This window comes from Pseudomonas sp. B19(2017) (assembly GCF_002113165.1).
Lineage (GTDB): Bacteria > Pseudomonadota > Gammaproteobacteria > Pseudomonadales > Pseudomonadaceae > Aquipseudomonas.
This window is the reverse complement of sequence record NZ_NEJR01000004.1, coordinates 251,926-269,402: the sequence shown is the minus strand read 5'-3', so window position 1 is coordinate 269,402 and position 17,477 is coordinate 251,926. Positions and strand designations below refer to the sequence as shown.

At 64.4% G+C, this 17,477-nt stretch carries 15 protein-coding genes; 1 reads left to right on the top strand and 14 read right to left on the bottom strand.

What is annotated here, in order from left to right; genetic code table 11:
- Positions 1–214: 214 nt before the first annotated feature.
- Genes CAF70_RS08895 through zwf form a run of 3 tightly spaced genes read right to left on the bottom strand, consistent with a single transcriptional unit; the run spans position 215 to position 3,082 of the window.
- On the bottom strand, positions 215–895 hold the full coding sequence (locus CAF70_RS08895) for a bifunctional 4-hydroxy-2-oxoglutarate aldolase/2-dehydro-3-deoxy-phosphogluconate aldolase (RefSeq protein ID WP_085624101.1): 681 nt from the start codon (positions 893–895) through the stop codon (positions 215–217).
- Between the two features lie 17 nt (positions 896–912).
- A complete protein-coding gene (pgl, locus tag CAF70_RS08890) occupies positions 913–1,626 on the bottom strand; it encodes a 6-phosphogluconolactonase (protein ID WP_085624099.1) in 714 nt (237 codons plus the stop codon).
- On the bottom strand, positions 1,613–3,082 hold the full coding sequence (zwf, locus tag CAF70_RS08885; RefSeq protein ID WP_085624098.1) for a glucose-6-phosphate dehydrogenase: 1,470 nt from the start codon (positions 3,080–3,082) through the stop codon (positions 1,613–1,615). Before zwf ends, pgl begins: the two co-directional genes overlap by 14 nt.
- A 211-nt stretch (positions 3,083–3,293) precedes the next feature.
- Here zwf and hexR point away from each other — a divergent pair, with 211 nt between their 5' ends.
- Positions 3,294–4,157: a DNA-binding transcriptional regulator HexR gene (hexR, locus tag CAF70_RS08880; protein WP_169725179.1), complete on the top strand. Its 864-nt coding sequence runs from the start codon at positions 3,294–3,296 to the stop codon at positions 4,155–4,157.
- On the opposite strand, the gene CAF70_RS08875 is transcribed toward hexR, so the two are convergent.
- From CAF70_RS08875 to edd, 11 genes are all read right to left on the bottom strand, one after another.
- Positions 4,150–5,004: a D-hexose-6-phosphate mutarotase gene (locus CAF70_RS08875; protein ID WP_085624096.1), complete on the bottom strand. Its 855-nt coding sequence runs from the start codon at positions 5,002–5,004 to the stop codon at positions 4,150–4,152. The genes hexR and CAF70_RS08875 overlap by 8 nt on opposite strands.
- A 127-nt stretch (positions 5,005–5,131) precedes the next feature.
- Positions 5,132–6,424, bottom strand: coding sequence for a carbohydrate porin (locus CAF70_RS08870; protein WP_256573279.1), 1,293 nt, complete (start codon positions 6,422–6,424; stop codon positions 5,132–5,134).
- 101 nt (positions 6,425–6,525) lie between these two features.
- On the bottom strand, positions 6,526–7,680 hold the full coding sequence (locus CAF70_RS08865) for an ABC transporter ATP-binding protein (RefSeq protein WP_085624092.1): 1,155 nt from the start codon (positions 7,678–7,680) through the stop codon (positions 6,526–6,528).
- Between the two features lie 3 nt (positions 7,681–7,683).
- Positions 7,684–8,529 carry a carbohydrate ABC transporter permease gene (locus tag CAF70_RS08860; protein WP_085624090.1) on the bottom strand — a complete coding sequence of 282 codons (846 nt, stop codon included), beginning with the start codon at positions 8,527–8,529 and terminating at the stop codon, positions 7,684–7,686.
- Positions 8,522–9,430: a carbohydrate ABC transporter permease gene (locus CAF70_RS08855; protein WP_085624088.1), complete on the bottom strand. Its 909-nt coding sequence runs from the start codon at positions 9,428–9,430 to the stop codon at positions 8,522–8,524. Before CAF70_RS08855 ends, CAF70_RS08860 begins: the two co-directional genes overlap by 8 nt.
- Positions 9,431–9,561: 131 nt before the next feature.
- The gene (locus CAF70_RS08850; protein ID WP_085624086.1) at positions 9,562–10,848 is read right to left on the bottom strand and encodes an ABC transporter substrate-binding protein; all 1,287 of its coding nucleotides are present in this window, start codon (positions 10,846–10,848) and stop codon (positions 9,562–9,564) included.
- A 104-nt stretch (positions 10,849–10,952) separates the two neighbouring features.
- Complete coding sequence (locus CAF70_RS08845) at positions 10,953–12,203, bottom strand: AGE family epimerase/isomerase (RefSeq protein WP_085624084.1); 1,251 nt, start codon at positions 12,201–12,203, stop codon at positions 10,953–10,955.
- Between the two features lie 229 nt (positions 12,204–12,432).
- The gene (locus CAF70_RS08840) at positions 12,433–13,887 is read right to left on the bottom strand and encodes an ATP-binding protein (protein WP_085624082.1); all 1,455 of its coding nucleotides are present in this window, start codon (positions 13,885–13,887) and stop codon (positions 12,433–12,435) included.
- Positions 13,868–14,593, bottom strand: a complete 726-nt coding sequence (gene gltR, locus CAF70_RS08835; RefSeq protein ID WP_085624080.1) for a two-component system response regulator GltR — start codon at positions 14,591–14,593, stop codon at positions 13,868–13,870. The genes CAF70_RS08840 and gltR overlap by 20 nt, the downstream gene beginning before the upstream one ends.
- A 73-nt stretch (positions 14,594–14,666) precedes the next feature.
- On the bottom strand, positions 14,667–15,629 hold the full coding sequence (locus CAF70_RS08830; protein WP_085624078.1) for a glucokinase: 963 nt from the start codon (positions 15,627–15,629) through the stop codon (positions 14,667–14,669).
- Complete coding sequence (edd, locus tag CAF70_RS08825) at positions 15,626–17,452, bottom strand: phosphogluconate dehydratase (RefSeq protein ID WP_085624076.1); 1,827 nt, start codon at positions 17,450–17,452, stop codon at positions 15,626–15,628. Before edd ends, CAF70_RS08830 begins: the two co-directional genes overlap by 4 nt.
- Positions 17,453–17,477 lie beyond the last annotated feature (25 nt).

Below are 17,477 nucleotides of genomic sequence, written 5' to 3'. Positions count from 1 at the left end.
GCCCGCATCGTTTGATGCGGGCTTTTTTGTGTGCCTGTGCCGGCCTCTTCGCGGGCTTGCCCGCTCCCACAGGTACTGCACAACTCCCGAGAGCGGCGCAATCCTGTGGGAGCGGGCGAGCCCGCGAAAGGGCCCGCACAGGCAATGCAAAAACTGCAGGCAAAAAAAGGGGCGCCGACCAAGCGCCCCATAAGCCGTAAAGCACACAACAAATTCAGTTGGCGTCCAGCAGCGCCATCGCCTCCGCACTGCACGCTTCGATCCGCGCCCAGTCGCCATTCTTGATCCAGCTGCTGTCGAGCATCCAGGTGCCCCCCACGCACATCACATTAGGCAGCGCCATGTAATTGCGCACGTTGGCCGGGTTCACGCCGCCCGTAGGGCAGAAACGAATATCGCCGAACGGGCCGCCAAAAGCCTTGATCGCCGCCACGCCGCCGCTGATTTCCGCCGGGAACAGCTTGAAGCGACGGTACCCAAGGGCGTAGCCCATCATGATTTCAGACGGCGTGCTGATGCCTGGCAGCAGCGGGATTTCGCTGTCCACACCGGCTTCGAGAATGTCCTGGGTAATGCCTGGGGTAACGACGAATTGCGCACCCGCCGCTTCAACGGCCGCGAACATGTCGCGATCGAGTACGGTGCCAGCACCGACGCAAAGTTCCGGGCGCTGCTCGCGCAACACCTGGATGGCCTTCAGGCCGTGCTGCGAGCGCAAGGTCACTTCCAGGGTACGGATACCGCCGGCGGCCAGGGCGTCAGCCAGCGGCAGGATGTCTTCCTCACGGGCGATGGTGATCACCGGCAGGATGCGCGCCTCTTTGCAAATGGCGTCGATCCGTGCGGCTTTGTCGGCCATCGAGAGCTTGGGCTGTGGGCGTTCAAGGGTGGTCATGACTGTGGATCCTTGGCTCATGGGCACCAGTAGATGTCCAGGGGGGCGTGAAGAAAAGCGCGAATCGGCATTTCGGAAAAGTCGGTGCCAGCCAGCGCGGCGCGCAGGGTAGCGAGTTTGCCCTGCCCTTGTACGGACAGCGCGGTGAAAGCGGCACTGGCCAGCAGCGAGCGAGTCATCGACAGGCGCTGGTGCGGTACGCTCGGTGCCAGCAAGGGCAGGCAACGGCGTGGGTTGGCCAGGTCGAGGGCGGCGTCCAGGTTGGGGCTGGCGGGGAACAGCGAGGCGGTATGGCCATCGTCACCCATGCCCAGCACCAGCACATCGATCGGCGGCAGCTCGGCCAGCGCCTGGTCGGCTTTTACGGCAGCGGCGTCGAGGTTCTCCGCCTGCTGGTACAAGCCAACGAAACGGGCCTTGGCCGCGGCGCCCTTGAACAGGTGGCGGGCCAGCAGGCCGGCATTGCTGTCGGCGTGCTCCACCGGCACCCAACGCTCATCGGCCAGGCTGACGGTGACCTTGGCCCAGTCGAGGTCTTCGCTGGCCAGCTGTTCGAGGAACGGTACCGGGCTGCGACCGCCCGACAGCACCACGCAGGCCTGGCCCTTGCTGGCGATCGCCTCACGCAGGTGTGTAGCCACGTCATGCGCCTGGCGCACGGCCAGGGCCTTGGCGCTGGCCAGCTCGAGCACGTTCACCGAGCCGGGCAGTTTCAGTTCAGATATCCCCATACCACGCCCTCCCATCGCGTGTGATCAGTGCAATAGAGCTCATCGGCCCCCAGGAACCTGCCGCATATGGCTTGGGCGCATCACCCGCGTTACGCCAGCCGGCAATCAGCTGGTCGCACCATTTCCAGGCATATTCGATTTCGTCCTTGCGCACGAACAGGTTCTGGTTACCGCGCATCACTTCAAGCAACAGCCGCTCGTAGGCATCCGGAATCCTTGCGCTGCGCCAGGTGTCGGAAAAATTCAGCTGCAAGGGGCCGCTACGCAGTTGCATGCCTTTGTCCAGGCCCTGCTCCTTGGTCATCACCCGTAAAGAAATGCCTTCGTCCGGTTGCAGGCGGATGATCAGCTTGTTACCGATCTGCAAACGCTGTTCCGGGGCGAAGATGTAGTGCGGCGTTTCCTTGAAATGGATGACGATCTGCGACAGCTTCTGCGGCATGCGCTTGCCGGTACGCAGGTAGAACGGCACCCCCGACCAGCGCCAGTTGCGAATGTCGGCACGCAGTGCGACGAAGGTTTCGGTATCGCTCTGGGCGTTGGCGTTGTCTTCTTCGAGATAACCGGGCACCGGTTTGCCATCGCTGTAGCCGGCGATGTACTGGCCGCGCACCACGCGGGTGCTCAGCCCTTCACCGGTGATCGGTGCCAGCGCCTTGAGGACCTTGACCTTCTCGTCACGGATGGCATCCGCGGACAGTTCGCTGGGCGGATCCATGGCGATCAGGCACAGCAGCTGGAGCAGGTGGTTCTGGATCATGTCGCGCAGCTGGCCGGCCTTGTCGAAGTAGCCCCAGCGGCCTTCGATACCGACCTTCTCGGCGACGGTGATCTCCACATGGGAGATGGAATTCTGGTTCCACTGGGTTTCGAACAGGCTGTTGGCGAAACGCAGGGCGATCAGGTTTTGCACCGTTTCCTTGCCCAGGTAGTGGTCGATGCGGTAAACCCGGCTCTCGGGGAAGAACCGCGCCACAGCATCGTTGACCCGACGCGACGACTCCAGGTCGTGGCCAATGGGCTTTTCCAGCACCACTCGGGTGCGTGCGGCCAGCCCGGCCTTGTCGAGGTTTTCGCAGATGGCCCCGTACACCGCCGCAGCGGTGGCGAAGTAGGCGATCAGCGGCAGCTCGCCCGGCAACTGCTCGGCCAGGGCCTGGTAGCCCTCGGGCTGGAGGAAGTCCAGGTGCTGGTAGCTCAGCCTGGCAAGGAAACGGCCCAGTGCGGCTGGCTCGATATCGGCCTCGGGCACATGCCGACGCAGGTGCGCTTCGATGCTGTCCAGGTGGCCCTGCGCGCTACCGGCCTCACGGGCCAGCGCCAGCAGGCGGGTGTCCGGGTGCAACAGGTTGGCCCGGTCCAACTGGTAAAGCGCAGGAAACAGCTTGCGCAATGCCAGGTCGCCGAGGGCGCCAAACAGGGCAAAGGTGCAAGGTTCGACACTGATCGCAGCCATGATGTTGGTTCTTTCCTAAAGTTGGTCTAGGAATACCGCTTTCACATACGGTTTTCAAGGGATAATGTAGTAAAAACCACAACATTACACGTAGGTGTTACAGACAAGTGGTACGTCAACCGCGCCGACAGTACGATAGACGACCGTGCAAAAAGCCTGCTGCTCCCACAGCCGGCTGTCTTCCCGACCCAAGGACACACCCATGGACCGCGTGCGAAACCTCCTGGAACAGATCCAGGGCCGCCTCGACGAGCTGAACAAGGCCGAACGCAAAGTCGCCGAAGTCATCCTGCTCAACCCGCAACAAGCCACCCGTTTCAGCATCGCTGCGCTGGCCCAGGCGGCCAAGGTCAGCGAACCGACCGTCAACCGCTTCTGCCGCTCGTTCGGCGTCAGCGGTTACCCCGAGCTCAAGCTGCAACTGGCGCAGAGCCTGGCCAGCGGCGCCGCCTACGTCAGCCGCGCGGTGGAAGCCGACGATGACCCGGCAGCCTATACCCAGAAGATCTTTGCCAGCGCCATTGCATCGCTCGACGGCGCCTGCCAGCAGCTCGACCCGCAGCAGGTCAGCCGTGCCGTGGACATGATGATCCAGGCCCGGCAGATCCACTTCTTCGGCCTGGGCGCCTCGGCGCCGGTGGCGCTGGACGCCCAGCACAAGTTCTTCCGCTTCAACCTGGCAGTATCGGCCCACGCCGACGTGCTGATGCAGCGCATGCTGGCTTCGGTGGCGCACACCGGCGACCTGTTCGTGATCATCTCCTACACCGGTCGCACCCGCGAACTGGTCGAGGTGGCCCGCCTGGCCCGGGAAAACGGCGCCTCGGTGCTGGGCCTGACCGCCGCCGGTTCGCCGCTGGCCAATGCCTGCAGCCTGAGCCTGCACATTCCGCTGCCGGAAGACACCGACATCTACATGCCGATGACCTCGCGGATCATCCAGCTGACCGTGCTCGATGTACTGGCCACCGGCATGACCCTGCGCCGCGGCGTGGACTTTCAGCCGCACCTGCGCAAGATCAAGGAAAGCCTCAACGCCAGCCGCTACCCGATCGAGGACGACGAGCTCAACTGAGCCGGTGTGCCTGCAGGCGCAGGTGGGCACGCTGCCCCGGCGCCAGGCTCAGGCCCTCGCCACTGCCGCTGGCGGCCTCGACGCAGACGAAACGCTGGCATTCGCGGCCGCTCACGCCCATCAGCGGACGGTTGCCCGGGTGCCAGACCACGGTGTCGTCACTATCGCCGGTATCGATGCACAGCTCGCGCTGCCAGGCCGGGTCCTGCAGTTGCACCCGCGGCGTGCCGGGGTAGACCTTCTGGCAGCCGCCCTTTAGCTTCAGCGCGCCATCCTCTCGGCAGGCCTGGCGGTTCAGGCGGTCGTAGCCTTCGATATCCTCGAGCCCGGACAGCGCTATCTCGGAAACGTCACTAATACGCCAGTAGGCCAGCAGAGCATGGCTCAGCTGGCAGGGTTCGCTGTCCTGGTGCTCGGTGCTCAGGCTCAGTTCCATGCGGCTGCCCAACCGGGCATGCAGGTCGACCTGCCAGTCGCACAGGTCCAGTCGCCACTTCAGGGTTACGCCGTCTTCATCCTCGCGGCTATCCACCAGCTTCCAGTCCAGCAAGCGGGCCCAGCCATGGGCCGGCCACAGGTCTTCGCTGGGGTGGCGGCCATACCACGGCCAGCACACCGGCACACCACCACGGATCGCCCCGACCTGCGGCCACTGCTCGGCACACCACAGCCAGGGCCGTTCGCCGGCCGGCTGGAAATGCAAAAGCTGCGCGCCCTGGCGGCTGAACACCGCCTGGCAACGTGGGTGGTCGATGATCAACACATCGCGCTGCTGGTAACGCTCCCACTCGAATGTCGGCCGGGGCCGTTGCGAGGCAAAGAAGCGATGGAGCGGATGTTCAGGCATGGTTCAGAGCTCTTGTTGTTTGAGATAGCGCTGTCTCGGCCTATTCCCGACACCCACTGCAGGGCAGTGGGTGCCGAATATCGAGATAGGGTCGAAAATGATTGGCGTAAATTTACAACAATTGCCCTCAGAATGACGACTGAATCTTCAAACCCGCGACCAGCGCGTTGTCCACCTCATCCACCCCGCCGGGGCTCTTGATGTACTGCAGGTTGGGCCGCACGGTCAGCCAGTTGGTCACATGGAAGCCGTAGTAGAGCTCGGCGTTGTACTCGGTGCGTTGCAGCGGCACGAAGCCGGGGTTGTCGTAATCGCTGATGCCGCTCTGGGCGTTGAGCAGTTCGGCGCGTTTCTTCACGTCGTCATTCACATGAATGCGCGCCACGCCGAAGCCGATATCGTCCTTGGGCCGGGCGTCGAAAGCGCCTTTGTAGACCAGGCCAACCTGCTGGTAGTTGTCGACCACGTTGGTGGCCTTGTCGTGTACGGTGAAGTTGGCGAACAGGCTCAGCCCACGGTTGACGTCGCCGCCATGAGCGGTGACCTGCTGCTGCGCCACTACCCACCAGCCATGCTTGCTGGAATGCGACTTGAAGGCCTCGCCGGTCAGGGCCTGCGGGTTGCCGTTGACATCATCGAAGACATCGTCGGCCTTGGCCGTGCTGTAGTAGTAACCCAGGCGGTACTCGCCCGGCAGGCCGTTGACCTTGGGTGACCACACTGCTTCCACTGGCAGGATCGCGCCTTTGGTGCCGCTGCCACTGAGTTTGAAGCCGTTGCCGGTTTCCAGGTTGGAAGGGTTCTGCTCGAAGGCACCGACCTGGACGAAGAACTCCGGAGTGATGTTGTATTTCACCCGCAGCGCCCACTGGCTGACTGGCCAGTTGTACCAGATACCGCCGACCCAGTTGCCCACCTGCGAGCCGCAGAAGGCCAGGTTCTGGAAGTCGCAGGGGAAGCTGTTGAAGTCCTCGCCCTCGCCGAAGCGGCCGAATTTAACGTCCAGCGCACCGTCGAAGTACTTCTGCTTGACCCACATCTGGGTCAGGCGCCAGGTCTGGCCGCGGCCCCACACTTCCTGCACCGAGCTGAACTGCCCGGCGCGCGGGTCGCTGATGCGGTCGTTGGACAGGTTGCGGCCGCTGCGCTCGGTGATTGCCAGCTTGAACTCGGCATCGTGCCAGCCGAAGATTTTCTGCAAATCCAGGTGCGCGCCAAGGGCGAACTGGTCGCTGTAGCGCGCGGTCTTGTCGTCGTTGTAACCACCGTGCAGGTTGCCGGCAACCTCACCGACATAATCGAGGGTGAAGTCATAGCCCTTTTCCAGCAGCTCGGTGCGGGTACCGCCCCAGTCGCCGGTCATCCACTTCGATTCGCTGGAAAAGGCCTCGGCAGCCTGCGCGCTGCTGCCGGCGGCCATCGCCAGCGGAGCGAGCAAGGCCAGCGAGCCCAATGTCCTGATGCGTTTGCGCTGTTCCATCCCTTTGCGTCCTCTTTTTTCTTATTGATGGTGTAGACGAGTTATCGGCCTTTGAATTGCGCCACGTTGTCCTTCATGGTTGCGGCAGTGGTGGCCAGGTGCAGGCGCTCGCCGCTGGCGGCGTCGAATAGCAGTACCCGGGCCGGGTCGAATTGCAGGGGCAGGCTGTCGCCGACCCGGCACGCCACATCCGGCGCCAGGCGGCAGCAGACCTTGGTCTGGTTGAGGGTGACGAATATCAGCAGGTCCGGCCCGGTTGGCTCGGTCACCTGCACCTCGGCGCGGATGCCCGGCAAGCCGTTGCCCTCCCCGGTGCCCAGCGCGATCTGCTCGGGGCGGATGCCCAGAATGATCTCGCGCCCCTCGAGTTCGTCGGCAGCCAGCCCCAGGGGCAGTTCGCAGCGCGCCTGGCCGCTGTCGAGCAGCGCCAGCAGGCGGCCATCCTGTTTGGTCAGGCGTACCGGGATGAAGTTCATCGGCGGCGAACCGATGAAGCTGGCGACAAACTGGTTGGCCGGGTCGTTGTAGATCTGTTGCGGGGTGCCGAACTGCTGGATGATGCCGTCCTTCATCACCGCCACCTTGTCGCCCAGGGTCATGGCCTCGATCTGGTCGTGGGTGACGTACACGGTGGTGGTCTTCAGGCGCTGGTGCATCAGTTTCATTTCGGTACGCATCTCGACGCGCAACTTGGCATCGAGGTTGGACAGCGGTTCATCGAACAGGTAGATCTTCGGCCGCCGTGCCAGCGCCCGGCCCATGGCCACACGCTGCTGCTGGCCACCGGACAGCTGCGCCGGCTTGCGCGTCAGCAGGTGCTCGATCTGCAACAGCTTGGCCACCCGCGCCACCTCCTCGTCGATGGCGGCCTGGGGCAGCTTGCGGATCTTCAGGCCGAACTCGATGTTCTCGCGCACGCTCATGGTCGGGTACAGCGCGTAGGACTGGAACACCATGGCGATGTCACGATCCTTGGGGCTCATGCCACTGACATCCTGCTGGTCGATGAGGATCGCCCCGCCGGTGATCTGCTCCAGGCCGGCAATGCAGTTCATCAAGGTCGACTTGCCGCAGCCCGACGGGCCGACCAGGATCAGGAACTCGCCATCCTGGATCGACAGCTGGATGTCCTTGAGGGTGTCCGGCAAGCCGCTGCCGTAGGTCTTGTTCACATTGCGAAGTTCGAGCGTTGCCATGACTTACCCCTTTACCGCGCCAGCCGTCAGCCCGCGGACGAAATATTTGCCTGCCACCACGTAGACCAGCAGGGTTGGCAGGCCGGCGATCATCGCCGCTGCCATGTCGACGTTGTATTCCTTGGCACCGGTGCTGGTATTGACCAGGTTGTTCAGGGCCACGGTAATCGGTTGCGAGTCGCCGCTGGAGAACACCACGCCGAACAGGAAGTCGTTCCAGATCTGGGTGAACTGCCAGATCAGGCAGACCATGATGATCGGCGTGGACATCGGCAGGATGATGCGGCGGAAGATGGTGAAGAACCCGGCACCGTCCAGGCGCGCAGCCTTGACCAGCGCATCGGGAATGCTCACGTAGAAGTTGCGGAAGAACAGCGTGGTGAAGGCCAGGCCGTAGACCACGTGCACCAGTACCAGGCCGGTGGTGGTGCTGGCCAGGCCGAGCTTGCCGAGGGTGAACGAGGCCGGCAGCAGCACGGTCTGGAACGGCAGGAAGCAGCCGAACAGCAGCAGGCCGAAGAACAACTGCGAGCCACGGAAGCGCCACATCGACAGCACATAGCCGTTCAGCGCGCCGATGGCGGTGGAGATCAGCACCGCTGGCACGGTAATCATGATCGAGTTCCAGAAGTAACCGCTGACCGTGCTCCAGGCCTTTACCCAGCCGATGCCGGTAATGACCGCCGGCCAGCTCAGCAGGTTGCCGGTGCTGATGTCTTCAGGGGTCTTGAAGCTGGTCAGCAGCATCACCACCAGCGGCACCAGGTACAGCACCACCGCCAGCAACAGCACCGCATGGATGGCAATGCGGCTCGGGCTCGGCAGCGCTTTTTCAAGGGGGCTATGCATGGCGTTTGCTCCGAAGCTCCGAGTACAGGTAAGGCACGAGGATCGCCAGGATCGCCCCGAGCATCAGGATGGCGCTGGCCGAGCCCATGCCCATCTGGCCGCGGCTGAAGGTGAACGAATACATGAACATTGCCGGCAGGTCGGACGAGTAGCCTGGGCCGCCGGCTGTCATGGCCGCCACCAGGTCGAAGCTCTTGATGGCAATGTGCGAGAGAATCATCAGCGAGCTGAAGAACACCGGGCGCAGGCTGGGCAGCACCACACGCCAGTAGATGCGCGGCAGGCTGGCGCCGTCGATCTGCGCGGCACGGATGATCGACGGGTCGACACCGCGCAGGCCGGCGAGGAACATCGCCATGATGAAACCCGAGGCCTGCCACACGGCAGCGATCACCAGGCAATACACCACCCGGTCGGGATCGATCAGCCAGTCCAGGCGAAAGCCCTCCCAGCCCCAGTCTCGCAGCAGCTTGTCCAGGCCCATGCCCGGGTTGAGCAGCCACTTCCAGGCAGTGCCGGTGACGATCATCGACAGCGCCATGGGGTACAGGTAGATGGTGCGGATGAAGCCTTCGCGGCGGATCCGCTGGTCCAGCAGGACCGCCAGCAACACGCCAATGACCAGGCTGATGGCGATGAACAGGCCGCCGAACAGCAGCAGGTTCTTGCTCGCAACCCACCAGCGGTCGTTGTCGAACAGCCGGGCGTACTGGGCCAGGCCGGCCCACTTGTAGGTCGGCAGGAAGGTCGACGTGGTGAAGGACAGGACAAAGGTCCAGAGGATGTAGCCGTAGAAGCCCACCAGGACGATGAACATGCTTGGGGCCAGCACCAGCTTGGGCAGCCAGCGCTGTAGCGCGTCCAGGGGTGAGGCCCGCAATTGGGCGGTTGTTGTGGTCATGTTGTGGATCTCGAGGTAAAGGCGATGCTTTGCACCGCTTCGCGGGCACGCCCGCTCCCACAGGGGCCTGCTCACCACAGGTCCTGGGCAAGACGCCGAACCTGTGGGAGCGGGCTTGCCCGCGAATGGCTTTACTGGGCTGCCTTGACCGCCGCCGCCAGCTTCTTCGCCGCATCGGCCGGGTCGGCCTTGGGGTCGTTGATGTAGTTGGTCACCACATCGAAGAACGCGCCCTGCACGGCCAGCGTGGTGGCCATGTTGTGCGCCATGCTTGGCTGCAGGCCGCCATTTTTGGCATCAGCCAGGAAGTCCTTGGCGGAGGTCTGCGCACAGGCGTCAAAGCCATGCTTGCCCATGTCGGCCAGCATGTCGTTGCGCACCGGGATCGAGCCCTTGTTGCTGCTGAAGACCTTCTGGAAGTCCTCGCCCAGCACCTTGCGGGCAATATCCTGCTGGCCGGCAGAGGTGCCGGCGTCGTTCTGCTTGAACACCACCAGTGAGTCGATGTTGTACAGGAAGGCCTTGTCGGTGCCGGGGAATGGCACGCACTGGTAGTCCTTGCCGGCGGTTTTCTTCGCCAGGGTCCATTCGCTCTTGGCCCAGTCGCCCATGATCTGCATGCCGGCCTTGCCGTTGATGACCTTGGCCGCTTCCAGGTTCCAGTCCTGGCCTTTGCCATCCGGGTCCATGTAGGTGGCAACCTTTTTCAGTTCGGTCAGCGCCTTGACCATCTGCGGGCCGGTCAGGGCCGTGCTGTCGAGGTCGACCAGCGCCTTCTTGTAGCCATCGGCCCCCATCACCGCCAGCACCACGCTTTCGAACACGGTGCTGTCCTGCCACGGCTGGCCGCCATGGGCGAGCGGAATGAAACCGGCGGCCTTGAGCTTGTCGGCAGCGGCGTAAAATTCGTCGAGGGTGGCTGGCGCCTTGTCGATGCCGGCCTTCCTGAAGACGTCGGGGTTGATCCACAGCCAGTTGATGCGGTGGATATTCACCGGCACGGCGACATAGTCACCGTCGTACTTCACGGTGTCTGCCACTTTCTTGTCGAGCAGGGAGTCCCACTTTTCTTCCTTGGCCACATTCTTGAGCACCTCGGTGTCGAGCAGTCCGGTGGCCGCCCAGTCCTGGATGTCCGGGCCCTTGATCTGTGCAACACCCGGCGGGTTACCGGCCACGGCGCGGCTCTTGAGCACGGTCATGGCGGTGGCACCGCCACCACCGGCGACAGCGCCGTCCTTCCAGGTGAAACCATCCTTTTCGACCTGGGCCTTGAGCACATCGACCGCCGCTTTTTCACCACCGGAGGTCCACCAGTGCACCACCTCGACACTGCCTTTGGCATCGGCAGCCAAGGCACTCAGCGGGAACAAGGAGGCCAGTGAGATTGCGGCAGCGAGACGGAGCGTGGAATTCATCGAAGCACCTTTCTTGTTGTTATGCCGTGCAAGTCGATCGCTTGCGTTGCATGAAGTCTAAACAGCGTGCTCGCCTCGACAGGTAACGAAGCGATGCGTGAATGTCATCGTTTGGTTACATTGCCGGCCAGGCTGCTGGCCAGGCTGGGTGCCAGTGGCAAGCCCGGCAGCAGCAGCGCCTGGTAGGCATGGTAAAGGTCTGGCTTGCCTGGCCAGATGGTCGCGGCCGGCTGGTTGTGCGCATCGAGTTCGTGGTGCCAGCTGCCAGCGGCGTGGTCAATGAAATGGCTGGCGATGAAGTCCCAGCAACGGCGATACCAGTGCTCGTAGTGCGCCTCGCCGGTGCGCTGCAACAGTGCCGCGGCGGCGGCGCAGGCTTCGGCATGCACCCAGTGCAGGCGTGCGCGCACCACCGGGCGATCGGCCCAGTCCAGGGTGTAGACGAAACCGGGCGCGCCATCGACGTGCCAGGCCTGCTGGCAGGCAGCGTCGAACAATGCGCGGGCGCCACCTGGCAGCCAGCCGGGTGCGTGCAGCCCCGCCCGTTCCAGGCTGGCCTCCAGGTGCAGCAGCAACCGCGCCCACTCCAGGGCATGCCCGGGCGTGGAGCCATAAGGCCGGAAGTGGTCTGCCGGGTGCGCCTGGTTGTAGTGCGGCAATGGCTGCCAGAGGGCGTCGAAATGCTCGATGACCCGGTAGCCGTTGGCGGCGGCATGGGTACGGATGATGCGCTCGGCGATACGCAAGGCGCGTTGCAGCCACAGGCTGTCGCCCGTGACGTCTGCCAGGGCCAGGAAGGCCTCGACCGCATGCATGTTGCTGTTGGCGCCACGGTATTGCTCGGGCAACTGCCAGGTGCGGGAGAAAGCTTCCCGCAAAGCGCCCTCCTCTTCGCTCCAGAACTGCGCTTCGAGCACCTGCACCGCATCTGCCAGCAGGGCGGGTGCCTCTTCAGCGCCGGCCATCACCGCCGAGCTGGCAGCCAGGGCGACGAAAGCGTGCAAGTAAGCGGCCTTGCCACTGTCCTCATGGCCACCAGGGTGAGCGAACCAGCCGCCGTAGGTGGCATCCTGCAGCGCACCGCGCAAGGCGGCCACACCGTGTTCGGCATAGGCCAGATAGCCAGGCACGCCCTGCAGGTGGGCCAGGGCGAAGCAATGGGTCATGCGGGCGGTATTCAGGGTTTCGGCGCGGGCACCGGGGGCAAGCTGCCCCTTGGCATCCAGATTGCCAAAACCCTCGGGCAGTTTCGCGGCCTTGGCGAAGGTCAGCAGGCGCTGCCCTTCGGCCATGCGCCAGGCGGTGTGAGCCGGGGCATCGAGCCAACGGGTGGAAGGCAGGTTGGAAGGGTTCATGGGCCAGCTTGATCCTTGCCAGTCGTGTGCGAATTCTAGTGAGCGGGGTTGGGTGAGTTGTCACGAAGGACAGTGGGTTTGTCACCGGGCAGTGACATTTCGCTTACCTGTACCGGCCTCTTCGCGGGCAAGCCCGCTCCCACAGGTACAGCGCAAGCATTGAGATTTGTGTGGTCCCTGTAGGAGCAGCCTTGTGCTGCGAAGAGGCCGGTACAGGCAACACAGCCTTTCAGTCCATGCCTCGCGGCAGATACAAGGTCACCCGCAACCCGCCCTCACGCAGGTTCAGCAAGCTCACTTCCCCGCCATGGCTATGGGCAATGTTGCGCGCAATCCCCAACCCCAGCCCGTACCCCTGCTGCTGCCCGGCCAGACGGAAGTGCGGCTCGAACACCTGTTCCAGTTGCTGCTGCGGTACCCCCGGCCCCTGATCGTCTACCTGCAGGACGAACCCCTCGGCAGTGTCGATGATGCGCAACCGCGCCCGCTCGCCGTACTTGATAGCGTTGTCGATCAGGTTACCGATGCAGCGCCGCAGCGCCAGCGGCTTGCCCGGGTAGGGCGCCAGTGCGCGGCCTTCGAGCGTGATGCGGCCATCGCCCAGGTAAGGCTCGGCAAGGATCTCCAGCACCTGGTTGAGGTCGACCGGCTCGATGTTCTCGTGGATGTCGGTGTCCTTGACGCACTGCAAGGCGCCTTTGACCAGCAGCTCCAGTTCGTCCAGGTCCTGGCTGAACTTGGCCTGCAGACGCTCGTCCTCGAGCAGCTCGACGCGCAGGCGCAAGCGGGTGATCGGCGTGCGCAGGTCGTGGGAAATGGCACTGAACAGCTGGCTGCGCTCGGTCAGGTAGCGGCTGATACGCTCGCGCATGCTGTTGAACGCGCGCCCCACCTCGACCACCTCGCTGCCCCCGCCTTCGGCCACCGGCGCCACATCGGCGCCCAGCGACATCTCCCGCGCAGCCCGCGCCAGGCGCTTGAGTGGCCAGCTCTGCCAGTGCACCAGCAAGCCGATGAACAACAGCAGCAAGGCCGTGGTCAGCACGATGAAGCCGATCTGCTGGCGCGGCAGGCGTTCGGCTTCCAGGCTGGTGTAGGGCTCGGGCAGTAGCGAGGCGATGTACAGCCACTCGTCCTCGCCCAAGCGGATCTGGGTTACCAGCACCGGCGGGTTGAGCGGTTCCAGGGTCAGCGAGTAATGCGCCCAGGAACGTGGCAGTTCGTCGAGCTTGAGGCCGCTGTTGAAGATGCGCAGGTCGTCGGGCGCAACGAACTCCACGGAAATGTCCATCTGCGAGCCCAGACGCTCATGCAGCACCTGCTTGAACACATCGATCACCGCCTGCTTGCGCGGGGTCACGGGCAGCACCGGCATGTCCAGCGGCTTGGCGTTGAGCGACACGAAGAAGCGCGTGCCGCCCATGCTGCGCAGCTGGTCGAGGACCATGGGCCGGTAGGCCACCGGCAGCGAGCGGAAGTAGCTGACGCTGGCGCTCATTGAATGGGCCAGGCTGCTGGCGCTGGCACGCAGGCCCTGCAGCTGGCTGGCGCGTAACTGGGCAACCCAGATGATGCTCGACAGGCCCTGGGCCAGCAGCACTACCAGCAGGGTCAGCAGCAGCATGCGCCCCAGCAGCGAGCGCGGCAGCAGGCGCCAGCGCCGCTCAGGGCGCATTGCAGACATGGGCAGCCAACAAGTAGCCGCTGCCGCGTACGGTGCGAATCAGCCGGGGTGGTTTGTCGGTATCGCGCAGTCGCTGGCGCAGGCGGCTGACGGCCATGTCGACGATGCGGTCCAGCGGCATCGGCTCGCGGCCACGGGTGGCGTTGCCGATGGTGTCGCGGTCGAGGATCTGCTGTGGGTGGTCGAGGAACAGCTTGAGCAGGGCGAAGTCGGCGCCGGAGAGAATCACCTCCTCACCGTCGCGATGGAACAGGCGGTGGCTGACCGTGTCCAGCCGCCATTCGTCAAAAGCCAGCACCGCACTGCCCGGCGCCGCCTGGCCGAACTCGGCGCGACGCAGCAGGGCCTTGATCCGCGCTTGCAGTTCACGGGGGCTGAACGGCTTGCCCAGGTAGTCGTCGGCACCCAGCTCCAGGCCGATGACCCGGTCGGTTTCGTCGGAGCTGGCGGTGAGCATGATGATCGGTACCCGTGCCTGGCGCGGGTGCTGGCGTACCCAGCGGCACAGGCTGAAGCCGTCTTCGTCGGGCAGCATGACATCGAGAATGACCAGGTCGCAGGGCGTGGACTCCAGGGCGCGGCGAAAGCCCTTGCCATCGGCTTCGGCGTGCACCTGGAAGCCGGAGCGGCTGAGGTAGGTTTGCAGCAGTTCGCGGATTTCCTGGTCGTCGTCGACCATCAGGATCGATTTGCCGGCAGTGCTCAAGGTGGTCCTTCCTTTTGTCAGTTACAGGTCTTTGTTGCCTGCTATTGGGGCTGCTTCGCGGCCCCCACTTCACCTATCCATGATCCAACGCCTGCTGCAAGGCCACCCCGGCCCCCAGCAACCCGGAAAACTCCGCCGTCACAAGCCAGACCGGCACGCCAGCGAAATAGCCACTCATGCAACCCTTGTCGGCAAAACTCGCGGCAAACCCGCTGCGCAGGAACAGCTCGGCAAAGCGCGGGATCACGCCGCCGACAATATAGACCCCGCCGCGTGCGCCCAAGGTCAGAACATTGTTACCGGCAACACGACCAAGAAACCGGCAGAACTGCTCGATCACCGCCAATGCCCGTGGCTCGCCGCCCAGCGCGGCATCGGTGATCTGCGCCGGGGTGGTGTGTCGGGGGATGTCGCCGTCCAGCGCGCAGATTGCCTGGTACAGGCGCAGCAGGCCACCGCCACTGAGCACGGTTTCGGCGCTGACATGGCCGATCTGGCTATGGATCTGTTGGTGAATAGCCGCTTCACGGGCATTGCCCACCGGCAAGTCGACGTGCCCGCCCTCGCCCGGCAAGGCGCACCAGCGCTGGTCGCCCAGACGCAACAGGGAGCCAACGCCCAGGCCGGTGCCGGGGCCGATGACCAACGCAGGACGTGAAAGGTCGGCCTGGCCCGGGCATACCTCACGGAATTCGCCTTCGCGCAGGCGGGTCATGCCCAGCGCCATGGCGGTGAAATCATTGATCAGCAGCAACTGCTCAATCTGCAGCCTCTGGCAAAACGCGAGGCGGCTCAGGCGCCAATGGTTGTTGGTGAAGCGGAACTCGTCACCGTTGACCGGCCCGGCCACTGCAAGGCAGGCCGCAATCAGCCCACCGCGAGCAATGCCAAGCCCGTCGAGGTACGCCTCGATGGCCTGTTCCGGGCTGGTGTAGTCCTCGGTCGCAAAGACCTTCACTTCATGCAGCTGGTTGTCTCGCCACAACGCAAAACGGGCATTGGTGCCGCCGATGTCGCCAACCAGCAGGTCCTTCATTTGAGGTTCTCCAGGGCCGAGGTGAACGCACTGGCGCCCTGCTCTGCCGGGCTGAACGCCATGCGCATGAAGCCGAACAGCTCGCGCCCGCAGCCCAGGTCGTTACCCTGGGGCGCTGGCGGCAGGTCGCGGCTGGCCAGTTCTTCGGCCGACACCATGACCCGCAGCGTGCCTTCGACACCATCGACCCGCACGATATCACCGTCACGCACCCGCGCCAGCGGGCCGCCGTCATAAGCCTCGGGGCAAACGTGAATGGCCGCCGGGATCTTGCCCGAGGCACCGGACATACGCCCGTCGGTAACCAGCGCCACCTTGAAGCCACGGTCCTGCAGCACACCGAGGAAGGGCGTGAGCTTGTGCAGCTCCGGCATGCCGTTGCAGCGCGGGCCCTGGAAGCGCACCACGGCGACGAAGTCGCGCTCCAGCTCGCCGGCCTTGAACGCATCGGCCAGCGACTGCTGGTCATGGAACACCCGCGCCGGGGCTTCGACCACCTGGTGCTCGGGGGCGACCGCAGACACCTTCATCACGCCGCGACCAAGGTTGCCCTCCATCACCCGCAGGCCGCCTTCGGCCGAGAACGGCCGCGCCACCGGGCGCAGGATGCTTTCGTCCAGGCTGTGCAGCGGCCCTTCGCGCCATACCAGCTTGCCGTTGTCGAGGAACGGCTCCTGGGTGTAGCGGCGCAGGCCATGGCCGGCCACGGTGTTGACGTCTTCGTGCAGCAGCCCGGCATCGAGCAGCTCGCGGATCAGGAAGGCCATGCCGCCCGCAGCCTGGAAGTGGTTGATGTCGGCCTTGCCGTTGGGGTAGACGTGGGACAGGGTCGGCACGACCTCGGACAGGTCGGCCATGTCCTGCCAGGTCAGCTGGATACCTGCAGCCTGGGCAATCGCAGGGATGTGCAAGGTATGGTTGGTCGAGCCGCCGGTGGCATGCAGGGCAACGATGGAGTTGACCAGTGCCTTCTCGTCGACGATTTCACCCAGCGGCATGAAGCTGCCGCTGGCCTTGGTCATGCGCGTGACCTGCTGCGCGGCCTCGGCGGTGAGCGCATCACGCAACGGTGTGTACGGATTGACGAACGAGGCGCCCGGCAGATGCAGGCCCATCACCTCCATCACCAGCTGGTTGGTGTTGGCGGTGCCGTAGAAGGTGCAGGTGCCCGGGCTGTGGTAGGACTTCATCTCCGACTCCAGCAGCTCTTCGCGGCTGGCCTTGCCCTCGGCGTAGCGCTGGCGCACATCGGCCTTCTGCTTGTTGGAAATGCCGGAGACCATCGGCCCGCCCGGGACAAAGATGGTCGGCAGGTGGCCGAAGCGCAGCGCCCCCATCATCAGGCCGGGCACGATCTTGTCGCAGATGCCCAGCATCAGCGCGGCGTCGAACATGTTGTGCGACAGGGCGACGGCGGTGGACATGGCGATCACTTCACGGCTGGCAATCGCCAGCTCCATGCCCGGCTCGCCCTGGGTCACGCCGTCGCACATGGCCGGCACGCCACCGGCGAACTGGCCGACCGAGCCGACCTCGCGCAGGGCCTGCTTGATCTGCTCGGGGAAGTGCTGGTACGGCTGGTGCGCCGAAAGCATGTCGTTGTAGGCCGAGACGATGGCCACGTTGGCCGCGTTCATCAGGCGCAGGGTCTGCTTGTCGTCGCTGCCGCAACCGGCCACGCCATGAGCGAAGTTGGCGCACTGCAGGCTGGCACGCATGGGGCCGTCACTGGCCGCGCCGCGAATCAGTTGCAGGTAGCGTTCGCGGGTGGCACGGCTACGTTCGACCAGCCGCTGGGTGACCTCAAGGATGCGCGGATGCATGTACTGGACTCCAGGCTAATTGTAA

Excerpts from the sequence above, each read along its gene's own strand:
- CAF70_RS08870 (WP_256573279.1), bottom strand. The coding sequence starts at position 6,424 with ATGGCCGCCGGCAGCAGCGCGCAGGCTGCCGAGGCCTTTTCCAGCGAA.
- CAF70_RS08895 (WP_085624101.1), bottom strand. The coding sequence starts at position 895 with ATGACCACCCTTGAACGCCCACAGCCCAAGCTCTCGATGGCCGACAAA.
- CAF70_RS08860 (WP_085624090.1), bottom strand. The coding sequence starts at position 8,529 with ATGCATAGCCCCCTTGAAAAAGCGCTGCCGAGCCCGAGCCGCATTGCC.
- CAF70_RS08855 (WP_085624088.1), bottom strand. The coding sequence starts at position 9,430 with ATGACCACAACAACCGCCCAATTGCGGGCCTCACCCCTGGACGCGCTA.
- CAF70_RS08830 (WP_085624078.1), bottom strand. The coding sequence starts at position 15,629 with ATGAAGGACCTGCTGGTTGGCGACATCGGCGGCACCAATGCCCGTTTT.
- edd (WP_085624076.1), bottom strand. The coding sequence starts at position 17,452 with ATGCATCCGCGCATCCTTGAGGTCACCCAGCGGCTGGTCGAACGTAGC.
- CAF70_RS08875 (WP_085624096.1), bottom strand. The coding sequence starts at position 5,004 with ATGCCTGAACATCCGCTCCATCGCTTCTTTGCCTCGCAACGGCCCCGG.
- pgl (WP_085624099.1), bottom strand. The coding sequence starts at position 1,626 with ATGGGGATATCTGAACTGAAACTGCCCGGCTCGGTGAACGTGCTCGAG.
- zwf (WP_085624098.1), bottom strand. The coding sequence starts at position 3,082 with ATGGCTGCGATCAGTGTCGAACCTTGCACCTTTGCCCTGTTTGGCGCC.
- CAF70_RS08865 (WP_085624092.1), bottom strand. The coding sequence starts at position 7,680 with ATGGCAACGCTCGAACTTCGCAATGTGAACAAGACCTACGGCAGCGGC.
- CAF70_RS08850 (WP_085624086.1), bottom strand. The coding sequence starts at position 10,848 with ATGAATTCCACGCTCCGTCTCGCTGCCGCAATCTCACTGGCCTCCTTG.
- CAF70_RS08845 (WP_085624084.1), bottom strand. The coding sequence starts at position 12,203 with ATGAACCCTTCCAACCTGCCTTCCACCCGTTGGCTCGATGCCCCGGCT.
- CAF70_RS08840 (WP_085624082.1), bottom strand. The coding sequence starts at position 13,887 with ATGTCTGCAATGCGCCCTGAGCGGCGCTGGCGCCTGCTGCCGCGCTCG.